Here is a 15,363-nt window from a genome sequence, read left to right on the forward strand (position 1 = left end):
GTGTGGTCCTGACGCCCCAGTGGCTGGTGTCCTCTTGCAAGACGCCACGCGTCTTGCAAGGGCGGTGACAACAAAGCCCGGTCTCGCCGGGGAGAGCACGTATAATCCGTAAAACCATCGCGCAGGGAATGCCGGAGTGTCTCCCGCTGAACCTGTATGCTCGTGTGCGTTTCCTTATCCACTTTTGCACACGAGACCGCGGGTGCAGCGCGCACCCGGCATTCCCTGCGCCCTCTTGCTTTGAGGGCGAATGATTTTGCAAGCCTCGGGCGAAACGTGCCGCGAGAACGTGGACTCGTATCTTGGGTGAGCGATGAATCAAACAGCTTCCAACTCAGAACAATTCGCAACAATCCGCTCCTGCAAGTGAGTTGCGATTGCGTGTTGCGAACGACACTTGATGTTCATGGGTGGGCTGTTAAACCGCCGCTCATGAACGCACTCAGCACCAAGACATCAGTCGCCGCGATCTCGGTTCTCGCCAGCGGCGGCATGGCCGCGGCGAAATTCGTGGTCGGCGTCGCGATCGGATCGCTCGCGCTGATCTCCGAGGCGCTGCACTCTACGATCGACCTGGTGGCGACCATCATCACCTGGGCGGTAGTGCGGGTGTCGGACCAGCCGGCGGATGCCGAGCATCATTACGGGCACGGCAAGTTCGAGAGCGTCTCGGCGCTCGGCATCATCGCCCTGCTCTATGTGCTGGCCGGCGGCATCCTGGTTCAGGCCTACAGCCACCTGCGGGAGGGGGCGCCGCCGCCCACCATATCAGCCATTCCATTCGTCGTCCTCGTGCTCGACATCCTCGTGAACCTGTGGCGGGCCCGCGCGCTGCACCGGGCGGCGCGCGACACCAAGAGCCAGGCGCTTGCCGCCGACGCGCTGCATTTCGCTTCCGACGTGATGGGCTCGACGGCCGTCATTGTCGGCCTGGTGCTGGCGGGGCTCGGCTACTGGTGGGGCGATGCAGCCGCCGCGATCGCGGTCGCGGTCATGATCGCCCTGCTGGGCCTCCGGATGGCGCGCAAGACGGTCGAGACCCTGCTCGACCGCGCGCCCGAAGGTGCGCTGGAGCAGGCCACCGCCGCGATCAAGGCGGTGCCCGGCGTCGTCGACGTCGACCGGCTGCGCGTCCGCATGGTCGGCGCGACCCATTTCATCGATGCAATTGCCAAGGTGCCGCGCACCTATCCGATCGACCGCGTCGAGGAGATCAAGCGCAGAGCGCAGGAAGCGGTGACCAGGACGTTCGGCGACGCCGACCTGACCTTCACCGCGGTCCCGGTCGCACGCAACAATGAGAGCGTGCGCGAGCGCATCATGGTGATCGCGCGCAATTCCGGGCTCGCCATCCACCACGTCACCGTTCACGATCTCGGCGGCAAGCTGATCGTCGGCATCGACCTCGAGGTCGACGGCGAGATGGAACTGACCGCGGCGCACGCGATCGCCCACGACCTCGAGCGCGCGATCCGCGAGGACTTCGGCGAGGACGTCGAGGTCGACACCCATATCGAGCCGCTGCAACCGGAACTGCCGTGGGGCACCGACGCCGCCGCCGATCGCGTCGAGACCATCAAGGCCGCGCTGACCCGCTTCGCCGCCAACGGCGGCACGATCCATGACATCCACAATGTGCGGGTCCGCGACACCGACGCCGGCGAGATCGTCAACTTCCACTGCCGGGCCGCTCCCTCGATGAGCGTGATCAAGGTGCACGACAGCGTCGACGAGATCGAGCGCGCGCTGCGCCGCGCGTTCCCGACCATCAAGCGCGTGATCAGTCATGCCGAGCCACCGCGCGAGTAGTTCTACGGACCCGTTCCCGTTTCGGACTCGTTTTCCGGCCGCCGATTCTCTCTTGGACAAGAATTATTTCGCATTAACGAATCGTTGACTCTCGACAGCTCCGAAAAACTGGATTCAAATCATCTTGATTCGGATGCGACGTGGGGTGCATTCCGAACCGGGTAAAAACCAGCTTAGCGTGGGGGTCTAGGGCATGGCGCGCGCGCATGCAGCGAACGCGTGCGTCCAATCCGATTCGATCAAGGGATTGGCGCAGTCGATCGCGAAACCGGCGTATCTCAGGCTTCTGACGGCCGAGCCTGCACTGCGCCGCGCTGTCCCGACTCTCATCATCGCCTTCCTGATCACCATCTGCCTCGGCGCCTTCGTCCAGGTGATCGACCAGAACCGCCAGAAGCGCGGGGCGATGAAGCGTGATCTCGCCGCGCTCTCCGACATCCTGGCCGAACGTCTCGACCGCCTGACCTCGGTGCGTCGCGACCGGCTGAACAACATCGAGCGTCTGCAGGAACTGCTGCCCGACCTGATCCCGTCCTGGGGCATCGCGCTCGGCCGCCACGTCATCATCACCAGCGCGGATCACCGCGTGCTGGCGCGCGTGCCGATCGAGGGCCTTGGCGAGAGCGACCGCATCCTCGACGTCATCTCCACCGCGCAATTGCTGGTCGCGCCCGGCCAGCAGGGCGTGGTCAACGACATGACGCTGCCCAACGGCAGCGGCGCACTGGCGATCTCGCGGCTCGTCAAGTCACTGCCGGGCCAGATCGTGGTCATCCAGGAAATGAACGAACCGATCTGGGGATCGGACGCGGCGCTCTCCGTGACGCTGTCGGCGACCACGAGCTTCGTGGTGCTGATCCTGGGCTTCGCCTTCCACTGGCAGTCGACGCGGGCCCGCGAGGGCGACCTGATCAACGACGCCGTGCGCGGCCGGATCGATACCGCGCTCAATCGCGGCCGCTGCGGGCTGTGGGATTGGGATCTGTCGCGGGGCAGGATCTTCTGGTCGCAGTCGATGTTCACCCTGCTCGGGCTCGACTCTCGCAACGACCTGCTCACCTTCGGCGAGGTCAACGCGCTGGTGAAATCCGACGACATCAACCTGTTCGACATCGCCGACCAGCTGATCTCGGGCAAGATCGACCATATCGACCAGAGCTTCCGCATGCAGCATGTCGGCGGTCACTGGATCTGGCTGCGCGTGCGCTGCGAGCTCAGCCACGCCGCCGCCGACGGCGGCCTGCATCTGATCGGCATCGCCGTCGACATCACCGAGCAGAAGAGCCTCGCCGAGAAGAGCGTCGAAGCCGACCTGAGGCTGCGCGATGCGATCGAGACCATCTCGGAAGCCTTCGTGCTGTGGGACGCCGACGACCGCCTGGTGCTCTGCAACTCGCATTTCCAGCGGCTGCACAAGCTGCCGGACTCCGCCGTCATCCCCGGCACCTCCTACGAGACGGTGATCGAGGTCGGCAGCATGCCGGAGGTTCGCAGCCGCCTGCACGAGAGCGGCACGCCGGCGCCCGGCGCGCGCACCTTCGAGGCTCAACTCGACGACGGCAGCTGGCTGCATATCAGCGAGCGGCGCACCAAGGACGGCGGCTACGTCTCGGTCGGCACCGACATCACCCGCATCAAGGCGCACGAGCAGAAGCTGGTGGACAACGATCTGCGCCTGCGCGCCACCGTGGCCGACCTCAAGCGCTCGCAGTCCGAGTTGGAACGGCAGGCCGTCGAGCTCGCCGACCTCGCCGAAAAGTACTCGCAGGAAAAGACCCGCGCCGAGGACGCCAATGCCGCGAAGTCGAAATTCCTGGCCAATATGAGCCACGAGCTGCGCACACCGCTCAACGCCATCATCGGCTTCTCCGAGATCATGGGCAGCGGGCTGTTCGGCGCGCTCGGCTCGGACAAGTATCAGGAATATTGCCACGACATCCTGACATCGGGGAAATACCTGCTCGAAGTCATCAACGACATCCTCGACATGTCGAAGATCGAGGCCGGCCGCATGAAGTTCGACATGGAGCCGCTCGACATCTCCGGCATTCTCGCGGAGTCCCTGCGGGTCGTCTCCGGCCGTGCCGAGGATAAGGGGCTGTCCCTGGAATCGAACATCGAAAGCACGATCTCGGTGGTCGCCGACCGCCGCGCGGTCAAGCAGATCATCGTCAACCTGCTCTCCAATGCGGTGAAGTTCACGCCCGACAACGGCCGCGTGCTGGTGCGCGGCCAGATGCTGAACGACTCGATCGTGCTCTTGATCGCCGACAGCGGCATCGGGATTGCACCGGAATCGCTGCGGCGGCTCGGCAAGCCGTTCGAGCAGGTCGAGAGCCAGCTCACCAAGAGCTATCAGGGCTCCGGCCTCGGCCTTGCGATCGCACGCTCGCTCACCAACCTGCACGGCGGCTCGATGCGGCTGCGCTCCAAGCTCGGCGTCGGCACCGTAGTCCGCGTCACGCTGCCCCGTGACCCGCGCAGGCTGCAGGCGAAGCTGCCGGAAGCGGCGTAGACTCCAGGTTACTTCGCAAGCACCCCCGCCAACAGGGCAGGATCGCCGAGGACGGCAAGCGTCTCGCGCGGGGTGAGATGGTCGACCGCCTCGGCAAAGCTTTCGCTTGCCTCGACCCGTGCGCGCGCCACCGCAAGGTGAAGATCGATCTCGCCCGGACCGCCGCGCCTGGCCGGCGGAAGCGACGAGAGATGACGATGCAGCAATCCGGAATCCTGCCGCAGCACCGCGAGCGCAGGGGCGGACGCGGGTGCGGGCAACGAAGCCAGTTCGTTGGCGCGAACCAGCACACGAGGCGGCGCCGCCTCCTCCGGCGTCACGAACAGCGCTCGCATCCGAGGCTTCGCGGTCCAGGCCCCGATCGGGATCGCAAACAGCAGGCCGACGATCACCGGCGACATCCACAGCAGCAGTGGAAACGACACTGCATAGACACTCGCGGCTATCGCGACACCGCACGCGGTTGGGATGCCATATTTCCGATAGAGCTCCCGCCGCTCGACCTCGCCGTCGTCGCGCCGCTGCGTCTGCCAGCCTGCATCCCGCCCGAGCAGGATTTCGACGACTGCAGTCGACTGAAAGACCATCATGACCGGCGCGATCATCGCCGAAATCACCACCTCGGCAATGACACCTGAAAATGCCCGAAAGCCGCCGCCGAATTGCCGGCGCGCGTCCCGCCGCGTCAGCAACAGGATGAAGCCGAGCAGCTTCGGTATGATCAGAAGCGCCATGGTGAGACCAAAGACCCACGCGGCGAGCACGGGATCCTGGGCCGGCCAATTTGGAAACAGCGAAAAGCCCTTTGGAAAATACTCCGGACGAACGAAGCGCGCCTGCAACGAGATCAGGATTCCGAGCAGCAGGAACAAAAGCCAGAGCGGCGCGGTGATGTAGGAGCCGATCCCGGTCATGAAGTGCAGTCGCGAAATCCAGTGCAGGCGGCGCGTCGCCAGCAAAGCGAGATGCTGGAGATTGCCTTGGCACCAGCGCCGGTCGCGCGCGGCAAAATCCAGTAGCGACGGCGGTACCTCCTCGAAGCTGCCGCCGAGCACCGGCGCCATGTAGATGCCCCAGCCGGCGCGTCGCATCAGCGCCGCCTCGACGAAATCGTGGCTCAGGATATGTCCGCCGAACGGCTTTCGTCCGGACAGTTCGGGCAGGCCCGCCTGCTCCGCAAATGCCTCAATCCTGATGATGGCATTGTGTCCCCAATAGTTGCCCTCGGAGCCATGCCACCACGCGACACCGGCGGCGATCATCGGCCCGTACAGCCGGCCGGCAAACTGCTGCAGGCGGCTGAACAGGCTGCGCGCATTGACGATCACCGGCAGAGTCTGGATCAGCGCTGCCCGTGGATTGCTCTCCATGGCATGAACCATCCGCACCATGGTGTCGCCCGACATCAGGCTGTCGGCGTCGAGAACGATCATGAATTGGTAGGCGCCGCCGAACCGCGTGATCCACTCGCCGATATTGCCTGATTTCCGCGCCGTGTTGTCGGCCCGATGCCGGTAATAGAGCCGCCCCGCGCCGCAGGCGCCGCACAGCGCGAGGAACGCCTGCTCCTCGGCGATCCAGATATCGGGATCGCGCGTGTCGCTCAGCACGAACCAGTCGAAGCTTTCAGCCCGTCCGGTCGCCTCGATCGACTCGTAGATGGCGCGCAGGCGCGCCATCAATTGATGCGGATTCTCGTTGTAGGTCGGAAGCAACACCGCAGTCCGGCTCGCGATCGGCGGCAATGGACCATCGCCGCGGATGGGCAAGGCGTTCCCCTTGCGTCGAAGCAGAACGAAAAAGCCGGCAAGCGCCGACGCGAACGAAAAGCCGATCCAGGCGAGCAGCGCGACGAACAGCGCCAGCACCATGCCTTCCATGATCGTCACGCCGCCGACCTGGACCACCATGTACATCTCGTAGGCGCCCGCGGCGGTCAGCGCCGCCGTCAGCACCAGGACGAACGCGCGGCGCATGACCATGCCCGCGCCAACCGACACCGGCTTCCCGACCGCGCGCGGCGCTTGGCCAAGATCGGCCGCGGACATCGCAAGCGGGCTCTCCTGCGGAAGGAAGCCGCCGGCCGCTACGGCGACGTCGGAGTTAGGCGACGTGACTATGGCGCCCATCGATAGACCCAGATCTCCGAAAGCGGCTTGTCATCCTGCGCGGCAAGAAAGGCCCGAAGCTCGATTGGGTCCTTCTTGACTGCGCATTGGAAGCTGAGCCGCCATCCGCCTGTGTTCGGGTTCGGTTGCGTGACGATGTTCGTGACTTCGGATTTTTCAGCCGTCACGACGCCCTTGACGCTATTGGGATCGATTCCCTTCAGATTGTCTCCGATCAGGTCGAGCACGAACAGCTTGCTGTCCTCGCCACGGGCGCCGATGCCGCTGCGTGTGAAGCGCGCAAGGGAATGGGGCTTTGGCGCGTCCGGCCCCCAATGCAGGCGATAGGTGAGATTGTTCTCGCTCTTGGCCTTGAGCGGCGCCTTCGGCCGCCAGAACGCCGCGATGTTGTCGTGGATCTCTTCCTTGGTCGGAATCTCGATCAGGATGACCGCGCCCTCGCCCCAGTCGCCGATCGGTTCGACCCACAGGCTTGGACGTTTCTCGAAGCGCGATTCGATGTCCTGATAGGCGAAGAAATTCTTTTCCCGCTGCATCAGCCCGAACCCGTGCGGATTGACGTCCTGGAACGTGCTGATCTGCAGGTCGCGCGGATTGCTCAGGGGACGCCAGAGGCTCTCGCCTTTGCCGTTGTAGATCGCAAGCCCGTCGGAATCGTGCACGGAGGGCCGAAAATCGTCGACGTCATTGCGATCGTTGGGCCCGAAGAAGAACATGCTCGTCATCGGCGCCAGGCCGGCGTGCTCGAGATCAGAACGCGGATAGAGCGATGCCTCGACATCGAACACCGTGGTGTTCCCGGGTCTGATCGTGAAGCGATAGCTCGCCGCGCAGCTCTTGCTGTCGAGCAAGGCATGAATGACGAGCGAGGTCGCGTTGGGCACGGGCCGCTCGAGCCAGAACGCCTTGAAGTACGGAAACTCCTCGCCCTTTGCCTCACCGGTGTCGATCGACAGACCGCGCGCCGACAGGCCGTAGATCTCATCCTTGGCGACGGCGCGGAAATAGCTCGCCCCCAGGAAGACACAGACCTCGTCGTAGTAGTCCGGCTTGTTGATCGGCGCGTGGATACGAAATCCGGCAAAGCCGAGGTCCGTCTCGGTGAACGCCGGCACGTTCTCACCGAACGAAAAATCGTCCTTGCTATAGCGGATTTCGCTGACCTTGCCGTCAGCGACCTCGAAGAGGGTGACCTTGTTCTTGTAGAAAAAGCCGCGGTGAAAGAACTGCGCCTGGAAGGGCAGTTTCTCACCACGCCAAAGCGCGTGCTCGGGCAGGAAGCGGATCGATCGGTACTGATCGTAGGTCAGGTCCTTCAGGCCGCCAGGCAACTTCTCATCCGGCGCCTCGAACGACTTGCTGGCGAGATTGCGGGCAAGCTCCCTCACCATGGAAGGGTTGAAGGGTGCGTCCGACGTGTTCCCTGCGGCTGCGGCCTCTCGCCGCGGCAAGAGCATCAGTGTCGGCAACATGGCCGATCCATGGAGTAGTTGGCGGCGATTCAAGGCATCTCCTGCTGGCTGATCGGGACGCCGCAATGAAACCGCCGAGCGGTCGCGGAGTTCCATCGTTGCAGCGTGCACGAGAAGATTGCTTGGGGACGGAGCGGTGCGGCTTTCTCCAAAGCAAGGAGACAAAGCGGCAACCGCTTCGTAGCGGGCGCGGACCGGCGATTGGCGCAAGCGGGAACCGTCGCGGAAGCGCCTCGGCTGATTGCCGAGTGCTACTGCGTCTCCAGCGTCGGCGCGACCTCGCGCGCGACTTGCACCAAGGCTGCGATCAGGGGCGTCATCGGATCGCGTTGCGGGATCACCATGCCGATGCTGTAGTCCACAACCGGATCGACAATCGGGATACTGCGAACGGCGTCGGCCAGTCCGAGCGTCTCCGCAAGCTTCGCAGGCATCACACTCGCCCAGCGCCCGGTCTTCACATGGGTGTAGAGCACGAGCAGCGAATTCGAGGTGAGCGTCGGCGTCGCCTCGCCGCCGACCGAGGTCAGCGCGCGATCGATGATGCGGCGGTTCTGCATGTCGGGCGTCAGCAGGCAGAGCGGCACAGTGCCCACTTCCTTCCACGTCACCTGCTTGCGGTCACCGAACATGGCATCGGGCGCCGTCAACAGGCGATAGCTCTCGTTGTAGAGCGGAATGGTGCGGACCTTGCCGATCGGCTCGTTCTCGATATAGGTCAGCCCGGCATCGACCTCGAGATTTTCGAGAAGGCCGAGCACGTCGGCCGAGGTGCAGGACTGGATGCGGAAGCGCACGTCGGGGTGGCGCGCGCGGAACGGCGTCGTCAGCGCCGCCACCATGCCGAGCACGGTCGGGATCGCGGCGATGCGGATTTCGCCCGACAGCTTGTCCTTGAGGCTGTTGATCTCCTGCTTCATCGCCCGCGCGTCGCCGACGATTCGTCGCGCCCAGTCGAGCGTGCGTTCGCCCTCCGGCGTGAACCCCTGGAAGCGGGAGCCGCGCTGCACCAGCATGACGCCGAGGATTTCCTCGAGCTGCTTGAGGCTGGTCGACATGGTCGGCTGGGTGACGCCACAGGCCTCCGCAGCCCGCCCGAAATGCCGTTCCTTGGCCAGCGCCAGCAGAAGTTCCAACTTGTCGATCAAGGATCAAACCCCCATCGCGAAAACGGTGTCCCAACACAGTCACAAGTAGCACGGCCGCGGCGCGATCCTAACCCCAAAAGCATGGCGGAAGTTCGTGATTTCAGGCCATTATTGCGATCCCAAATCACCCCATTCTACTACGCTATTAATCGCGTTTCGCAATCGCCGCATGAGACGGCTTTATTGATGTTTCGAAGGATTCCAACTCTCATACGGACAGTCGAAAAACTGATCGTGAGAGCGCGGATGACGTCGGAATACGAACCTTGGGACGAGGCGCGCGGCGCCGAAATCATCGCCGAACATGCCAAGCTCGAAGGCGCCACGCTGGTCATCCTGCACGCGCTGCAAGAGGCGTTCGGCTACGTACCGGAGCCGGCGATCCCGATGGTCGCGCAAGCGCTCAATCTGTCCCGCGCCGAGGTGCACGGCGTATTCACCTTCTACCACGACTTCCGCAAACAACCGGCCGGGCGCCATGTCCTGAAGCTGTGCCGCGCCGAGGCCTGCCAGGCCGCTGGCGCCGACGCGCTGGCGGCGCGGGCTGAGGCCAGACTCTGCGTTTCCCTCGGCAACACCACGGCGGATCAGCGCGTGACGCTGGAGCCGATCTACTGCCTTGGCCTCTGCGCCACCGCCCCGTCGGCAATGCTCGATGGCCGCGTGGTCGGACGGCTCGACGAGGTGCGGATCGACGCCCTGGTCGCGGAGGCGCAGCGATGACGATGCGGATCTTCATCCCCCGCGATGCCGGCGCGATCGCGGTCGGCGCCGATGACGTTGCCCTGGCGTTCGCGCAGGCCGCCGCCGCGCGCGGCGTCGCTGTCGAGATCGTCAGGACCGGCTCGCGCGGGCTCTACTGGCTGGAGCCGATGGTCGAACTGGCGACGGCGCAGGGTCGCGTCGCGTTTGGCCCGGTCACGTCGGCGGACGTCCCTGCCCTGCTCGATGCGATGGCAAGCAATGGCCCGCATTCGCTGCGGCTCGGTATCGCAGACGAAATTCCCTGGCTGAAGCGGCAGACCCGCCTGACCTTCGCGCGCTGTGGCGTGGTCGATCCGCGCTCGGTCGACGACTATCGCGCCCATGGCGGCTACAAGGGCCTGGAGCGGGCGCTGACGCTGACGGCGGACCAGATCCTTGCCGACGTCACCACATCGGGCCTGCGCGGCCGCGGCGGCGCCGGCTTCCCCACCGGCATCAAGTGGAAGACGGTGGCGCAGGCGAATGCCGACCGCAAATACATCGTCTGCAATGCCGATGAGGGCGACAGCGGCACCTTCGCCGACCGCATGATCATGGAGGGCGACCCCTTCGTCGTGATCGAAGGCATGACGATCGCCGGCATCACGGTCGGCGCCACCAAGGGCTACATCTACATCCGCTCGGAATATCCGCACGCGGTCGAGGCCATGAACGCGGCGATTGCGGCGGCGAAGCGCGCCGGCTTCCTCGGCGATCGCATCGGCGGCTCTGCGCACAGCTTCGACCTCGAGGTGCGCGTCGGCGCCGGAGCCTATGTCTGCGGCGAGGAAACCTCGCTGCTCGAAAGCCTCGAGGGGCGCCGCGGCATCGTGCGCGCCAAGCCGCCACTGCCGGCGCACAAGGGCCTGTTCGGCCGTCCCAGCGTGATCAACAACGTGCTGTCGTTCGCGGCGATCCCCTTCATCCTGGACAACGGCGCCAAGGCCTATGCCGATTTCGGCATGGGCCGATCGCGCGGCACCATGCCGATCCAGCTCGCCGGCAACATCAGATATGGCGGGCTGTTCGAGACCGCGTTCGGCGTCACGCTCGGCGAGCTCGTCGACGACATCGGCGGCGGCACCTTCACCGGGCGCCCGGTGCGCGCGGTGCAGGTCGGCGGCCCGCTCGGGGCCTATTTCCCGCGCGCCTTGTTCGACACGCCGTTCGACTACGAGGCGTTCGCCGCGCGCGACGGCCTGATCGGCCACGGCGGCGTGGTGGTGTTCGACGACAGCGTCGACATGGCGAAGCAGGCGCGCTTCGCGATGGAGTTCTGCGCGATCGAATCCTGCGGCAAGTGCACGCCGTGCCGGATCGGCTCGACCCGCGGCGTCGAGACCATCACCAAGATCATCAATGGCGAGCGCGTCGCCGAGAACCTCGCGGTGGTCGAGGACCTCTGCAACACCATGAAGTTCGGCTCGCTCTGTGCACTCGGCGGCTTCACGCCCTACCCGGTGATGAGCGCACTGAAACACTTCCGGGAAGATTTCGGCCCGGCACCGGCCCGGCTGCAGGCCGCGGAATAACAGGAGATCACGATGTCGCTGATCCACGAAACCGATTTCGGCACGCCAGAATCGAAGTCCGAGACGATGGTCACGCTGACCATCGACGGCAAGCCGGTCACGGTGCCCGAGGGCACCTCGATCATGCGCGCCGCGATGGAGGCCGGCACTCAGATCCCGAAGCTGTGCGCGACCGACATGGTCGATGCGTTCGGCTCATGCCGGCTCTGCCTGGTCGAGATCGAAGGACGCGCCGGCACGCCCGCCTCCTGCACCACGCCCGTGATGCCGGGCCTCGTCGTGCACACCCAGACCGAGCGGCTGAAGAAGCTGCGCAAGGGCGTGATGGAGCTCTACATCTCCGACCATCCGCTCGACTGCCTGACCTGTGCGGCGAACGGCGACTGCGAATTGCAGGACATGGCGGGCGCGGTGGGCCTGCGCGACGTGCGCTACGGCTATGAGGGCGAGAATCACGTCTTCGCCAAGTCCAATGGCGCGGCCAATCCGGCCTGGATGCCGAAGGACGAATCCAACCCATATTTCACCTATGATCCCTCGAAATGCATCGTCTGCTCGCGCTGCGTCCGCGCCTGCGAGGAAGTGCAAGGCACCTTCGCGCTGACGATTGCCGGCCGCGGCTTCGACAGCCGCGTCTCGCCCGGCATGAGCGAGAGCTTCCTCGGCTCCGAATGCGTCTCCTGCGGCGCCTGCGTGCAGGCCTGCCCGACCGCGACGCTGACCGAAAAATCGGTGATCGAGATCGGCCAGCCCGAGCATTCCGTGGTCACCACCTGCGCCTATTGCGGCGTCGGCTGCGCGTTCAAGGCCGAGATGCGCGGCGAGGAAGTGGTGCGCATGGCGCCGTACAAGGACGGCAAGGCCAATCGCGGTCATTCCTGCGTCAAGGGCCGCTTTGCCTGGGGCTACACTACCCACAAGGAACGCATCCTGAAGCCGATGATCCGCGAGCGGATCGAGGATCCCTGGCGCGAAGTGTCATGGGACGAGGCGCTCGGCTTCGCCGCCGCCAAGTTCAAGGACATCCAGCAGAAGTATGGCCGCGACGCGGTCGGCGGCATCACCTCGTCCCGCTGCACCAATGAAGAGACCTATCTGGTGCAGAAATTGATCCGGGCCGGGTTCGGCAACAACAATGTCGACACCTGCGCCCGCGTCTGCCACTCGCCGACCGGCTACGGCCTGTCGCAGACCTTCGGGACGTCGGCGGGCACGCAGGATTTCGATTCGGTCGAGCACTCCGATGTCGTCATGATCATCGGCGCCAACCCAGCCTCGGCCCATCCGGTGTTCGCCTCACGGCTGAAGAAGCGGCTGCGCCAGGGCGCCAGGCTGATCGTAATCGATCCACGCCGCACCGAGATGGTGGAATCGCCGCACGTGCAGGCGCTGCACCTGCCGCTGATGCCCGGCACCAACGTCGCCGTGCTCACCGCGCTCGCCCACGTCATCGTCACCGAGGGCCTTGTCAACGAAGCCTTCGTGCGCGAGCGCTGCGACTGGAGCGAGTTCGAGGACTGGGCGGCGTTCGTCGCGCAGCCGAAGAACAGCCCGGAAGCGACCGCGATCATGACCGGTGTCGATCCGAAGGATCTCCGCGAGGCGGCGCGGCTCTACGCCACCGGCGGCAACGCTGCGATCTATTACGGGCTCGGCGTCACCGAGCACAGCCAGGGCTCGACCACAGTCATCGCGATCGCCAACCTCGCGATGGCGACCGGCAATGTCGGCCGGCCCGGCGTCGGCGTGAACCCGCTGCGCGGCCAGAACAATGTGCAGGGCTCCTGCGACATGGGCTCATTCCCGCACGAGCTGACCGGCTATCGCCATATCTCCGGCGATGCGGTGCGCGAGCAGTTCGAAGCACTGTGGAACGTCAAGCTCAACAAGGAGCCGGGCCTGCGCATCCCCAATATGTTCGACGCCGCGATCGAGGGCACCTACATGGGGCTCTATGTGCAGGGCGAGGACATTCTGCAGTCCGATCCCAACACCAAGCACGTGGTGGCCGCGCTGTCGTCGATGGAATGCGTGATCGTCCATGACCTCTTCCTGAACGAGACCGCGAACTACGCCCACGTCTTCCTGCCCGGCTCGACCTTCCTGGAAAAGGACGGCACCTTCACCAACGCCGAGCGCCGGATCCAGCTCGTCCGCAAGGTGATGACACCGAGGAACGGATACGCGGACTGGGAGGTGACGATCCTGCTCGCCAAGGCGATGGGTTTCGAGATGCACTACAACCATCCGTCCGAGATCATGGACGAGATCGCGGCGCTGACGCCGACCTTCGCCGGCGTCTCCTATGCCAAGCTGGAGGAACTCGGCTCGGTGCAGTGGCCCTGCAACGAGAAGGCGCCCGAGGGCACGCCGGTGATGCATATCGGCGGCTTCGTGCGCGGCAAGGGCAAGTTCATCATCACCGAATATATCGCGACCGACGAGCGCACCGGCCCGCGTTATCCGCTGCTGCTCACCACAGGCCGCATTCTCAGCCAGTACAATGTCGGCGCGCAGACCCGCCGCACCGACAACGTGGTCTGGCACGCCGAGGACCGGCTGGAGATCCATCCCCATGACGCCGAGCAGCGCGGCGTGCGCGACGGCGACTGGGTGCGGCTGGCGAGCCGTGCCGGCGAAACCACGCTGCGTGCGCTGATCACCGACCGCGTCGCGCCCGGCGTGGTGTACACCACGTTCCATCACCCTGATACCCAAGCCAACGTGATCACGACCGACTTCTCCGACTGGGCTACCAACTGTCCTGAGTATAAAGTCACCGCCGTGCAGGTCTCGCCGTCGAACGGTCCGACCGACTGGCAGAAAGCCTATGACGAACAGGCGCGGCACTCCCGCCGCATCGCGCCTGCCGTGGAGGCCGCGGAGTAGCGATGCGCGAGCCCGTCCACAAGGTGAATCGGAAAGTCTGGCGTAACGGCGGGCTCAGCGAGGGTACGCGCCTGATCCCCGAAGAGACACCGCTGGCGCTGACCTACAATGGCGGCACCTATGCCGTGATGATGGGCTCGCCCGAGGATCTCGCCGATTTTGCCATCGGCTTCAGCCTCAGCGAAGGCATCGTGCAATCCGCCGACGAGGTCGAGACGCTCCACATCGTCGAGCTCCACGACGGCATCGAGCTCAGGATGTGGCTCAAGCCGGAGAAGGCCGCGCTGATCGCCGAGCGCCGCCGGCACATTGCCGGCCCTACCGGCTGCGGCATCTGCGGGATCGATTCCATCGCGGAGGCGGTTCGCCCGGCTGCAGTCGTGGCTGCCGGCCGATCATTGGCGCCGCGCGAGGTCATGACGGCAATGGCGGCCGTCGCGCCGCTGCAGGAGATCAATCACCAGACCCGCGCCGTGCATGCCGCCGCGTTCTGGTTGCCCGGGAGCGGCATCGTGGCCCTGCGCGAGGATGTCGGCCGGCACAACGCGCTCGACAAGCTCGCAGGCGCGTTGGCGCGGGACAAGGTCGTTACGAGCGAGGGCATGGTGCTGTTGACCAGCCGCGTCTCGGTCGAGATGGTGCAGAAGACCGCAGCGATCGGCGCGCCGCTGATGGTCGCGGTATCCGCCCCGACCGCGCTTGCGGTGCGGATGGCTGATAGCGCCGGCATCACGCTCGCCGCAATCGCGCGGTCGGACGGATTTGAAATCTTTACGCATCCGGAACGCGTCACGGGCGCGGTGGCCGGCAGGGAGTGCGCTTATGTCGTCGTCGCCTGACAAGCTCGTCTATATGGCGAACCAGATTGGAAAGTTCTTCCACAGCCAGGGGCGCGACCGCGCGGTGCAGGGCATCTCCGAGCACATCTGGAAATTCTGGGATCCGCGGATGCGCAAGCAGATCTTCGCGCATCTCGACGCCGGCGGCGCCGGCCTTGATCCCGACGTCCGCGACGCGCTGAAGAGGCTGAAGCAGACTTAGCTGCGGACAGAATTGTAGGGCGCGCAAAGGCGCGCCTACAGCTTACCTTGGGTTGGTTCTGGTACGGCGGGCTCGCAGAAGCCA

The 15,363-nt window shown here is 65.1% G+C and carries 10 protein-coding genes; 7 read left to right on the top strand and 3 right to left on the bottom strand.

Annotated features, from left to right (window positions below):
* The first annotated feature begins 432 nt into the window (after positions 1-432).
* Positions 433-1,809 (top strand): cation diffusion facilitator family transporter, encoded by a 1,377-nt coding sequence (locus MTX19_RS24865; protein ID WP_280979746.1) that lies wholly within the window; start codon positions 433-435, stop codon positions 1,807-1,809.
* A gap of 193 nt (positions 1,810-2,002) precedes the next feature.
* Positions 2,003-4,324: an ATP-binding protein gene (locus MTX19_RS24870; protein WP_280979747.1), complete on the top strand. Its 2,322-nt coding sequence runs from the start codon at positions 2,003-2,005 to the stop codon at positions 4,322-4,324.
* 8 nt (positions 4,325-4,332) lie between these two features.
* On the opposite strand, the gene mdoH is transcribed toward MTX19_RS24870, so the two are convergent.
* From mdoH to MTX19_RS24885, 3 genes are all read right to left on the bottom strand, one after another.
* On the bottom strand, positions 4,333-6,453 hold the full coding sequence (gene mdoH, locus MTX19_RS24875) for a glucans biosynthesis glucosyltransferase MdoH (protein ID WP_280979748.1): 2,121 nt from the start codon (positions 6,451-6,453) through the stop codon (positions 4,333-4,335).
* A complete protein-coding gene (locus MTX19_RS24880; protein WP_280984876.1) occupies positions 6,441-7,910 on the bottom strand; it encodes a glucan biosynthesis protein G in 1,470 nt (489 codons plus the stop codon). The genes mdoH and MTX19_RS24880 overlap by 13 nt, the downstream gene beginning before the upstream one ends.
* Positions 7,911-8,176: 266 nt before the next feature.
* The gene (locus tag MTX19_RS24885; protein WP_280979749.1) at positions 8,177-9,073 is read right to left on the bottom strand and encodes a LysR family transcriptional regulator; all 897 of its coding nucleotides are present in this window, start codon (positions 9,071-9,073) and stop codon (positions 8,177-8,179) included.
* A gap of 246 nt (positions 9,074-9,319) precedes the next feature.
* On the opposite strand from MTX19_RS24885, the gene MTX19_RS24890 reads away from it, so the two are divergent.
* From MTX19_RS24890 to MTX19_RS24910, 5 genes are read left to right on the top strand one after another with little or no spacing between them, the layout of a single operon-like run.
* A complete protein-coding gene (locus MTX19_RS24890) occupies positions 9,320-9,796 on the top strand; it encodes a formate dehydrogenase subunit gamma (protein ID WP_280984877.1) in 477 nt (158 codons plus the stop codon).
* Positions 9,793-11,349, top strand: a complete 1,557-nt coding sequence (locus MTX19_RS24895; protein WP_280979750.1) for an NADH-quinone oxidoreductase subunit NuoF — start codon at positions 9,793-9,795, stop codon at positions 11,347-11,349. Before MTX19_RS24890 ends, MTX19_RS24895 begins: the two co-directional genes overlap by 4 nt.
* 12 nt (positions 11,350-11,361) lie before the next feature.
* Positions 11,362-14,238, top strand: coding sequence for a formate dehydrogenase subunit alpha (gene fdhF, locus MTX19_RS24900; RefSeq protein WP_280985510.1), 2,877 nt, complete (start codon positions 11,362-11,364; stop codon positions 14,236-14,238).
* Between the two features lie 2 nt (positions 14,239-14,240).
* Complete coding sequence (fdhD, locus tag MTX19_RS24905; RefSeq protein WP_280979752.1) at positions 14,241-15,077, top strand: formate dehydrogenase accessory sulfurtransferase FdhD; 837 nt, start codon at positions 14,241-14,243, stop codon at positions 15,075-15,077.
* Complete coding sequence (locus MTX19_RS24910; RefSeq protein WP_280979753.1) at positions 15,061-15,279, top strand: formate dehydrogenase subunit delta; 219 nt, start codon at positions 15,061-15,063, stop codon at positions 15,277-15,279. The genes fdhD and MTX19_RS24910 overlap by 17 nt, the downstream gene beginning before the upstream one ends.
* Positions 15,280-15,363: the final 84 nt, after the last annotated feature.

It is taken from the genome of Bradyrhizobium sp. ISRA464, assembly GCF_029910095.1.
In the GTDB taxonomy this organism is placed as follows: Bacteria; Pseudomonadota; Alphaproteobacteria; order Rhizobiales; family Xanthobacteraceae; genus Bradyrhizobium.

What these genes read in the sequence shown, in the direction of transcription:
- MTX19_RS24865 (WP_280979746.1), top strand. Translation starts at nt 433, where the DNA reads ATGAACGCACTCAGCACCAAGACATCAGTCGCCGCGATCTCGGTTCTC.
- MTX19_RS24870 (WP_280979747.1), top strand. Translation starts at nt 2,003, where the DNA reads ATGGCGCGCGCGCATGCAGCGAACGCGTGCGTCCAATCCGATTCGATC.
- mdoH (WP_280979748.1), bottom strand. Translation starts at nt 6,453, where the DNA reads ATGGGCGCCATAGTCACGTCGCCTAACTCCGACGTCGCCGTAGCGGCC.
- MTX19_RS24880 (WP_280984876.1), bottom strand. Translation starts at nt 7,910, where the DNA reads ATGCTCTTGCCGCGGCGAGAGGCCGCAGCCGCAGGGAACACGTCGGAC.
- MTX19_RS24890 (WP_280984877.1), top strand. Translation starts at nt 9,320, where the DNA reads ATGACGTCGGAATACGAACCTTGGGACGAGGCGCGCGGCGCCGAAATC.
- MTX19_RS24895 (WP_280979750.1), top strand. Translation starts at nt 9,793, where the DNA reads ATGACGATGCGGATCTTCATCCCCCGCGATGCCGGCGCGATCGCGGTC.
- fdhF (WP_280985510.1), top strand. Translation starts at nt 11,362, where the DNA reads ATGTCGCTGATCCACGAAACCGATTTCGGCACGCCAGAATCGAAGTCC.
- fdhD (WP_280979752.1), top strand. Translation starts at nt 14,241, where the DNA reads ATGCGCGAGCCCGTCCACAAGGTGAATCGGAAAGTCTGGCGTAACGGC.
- MTX19_RS24910 (WP_280979753.1), top strand. Translation starts at nt 15,061, where the DNA reads ATGTCGTCGTCGCCTGACAAGCTCGTCTATATGGCGAACCAGATTGGA.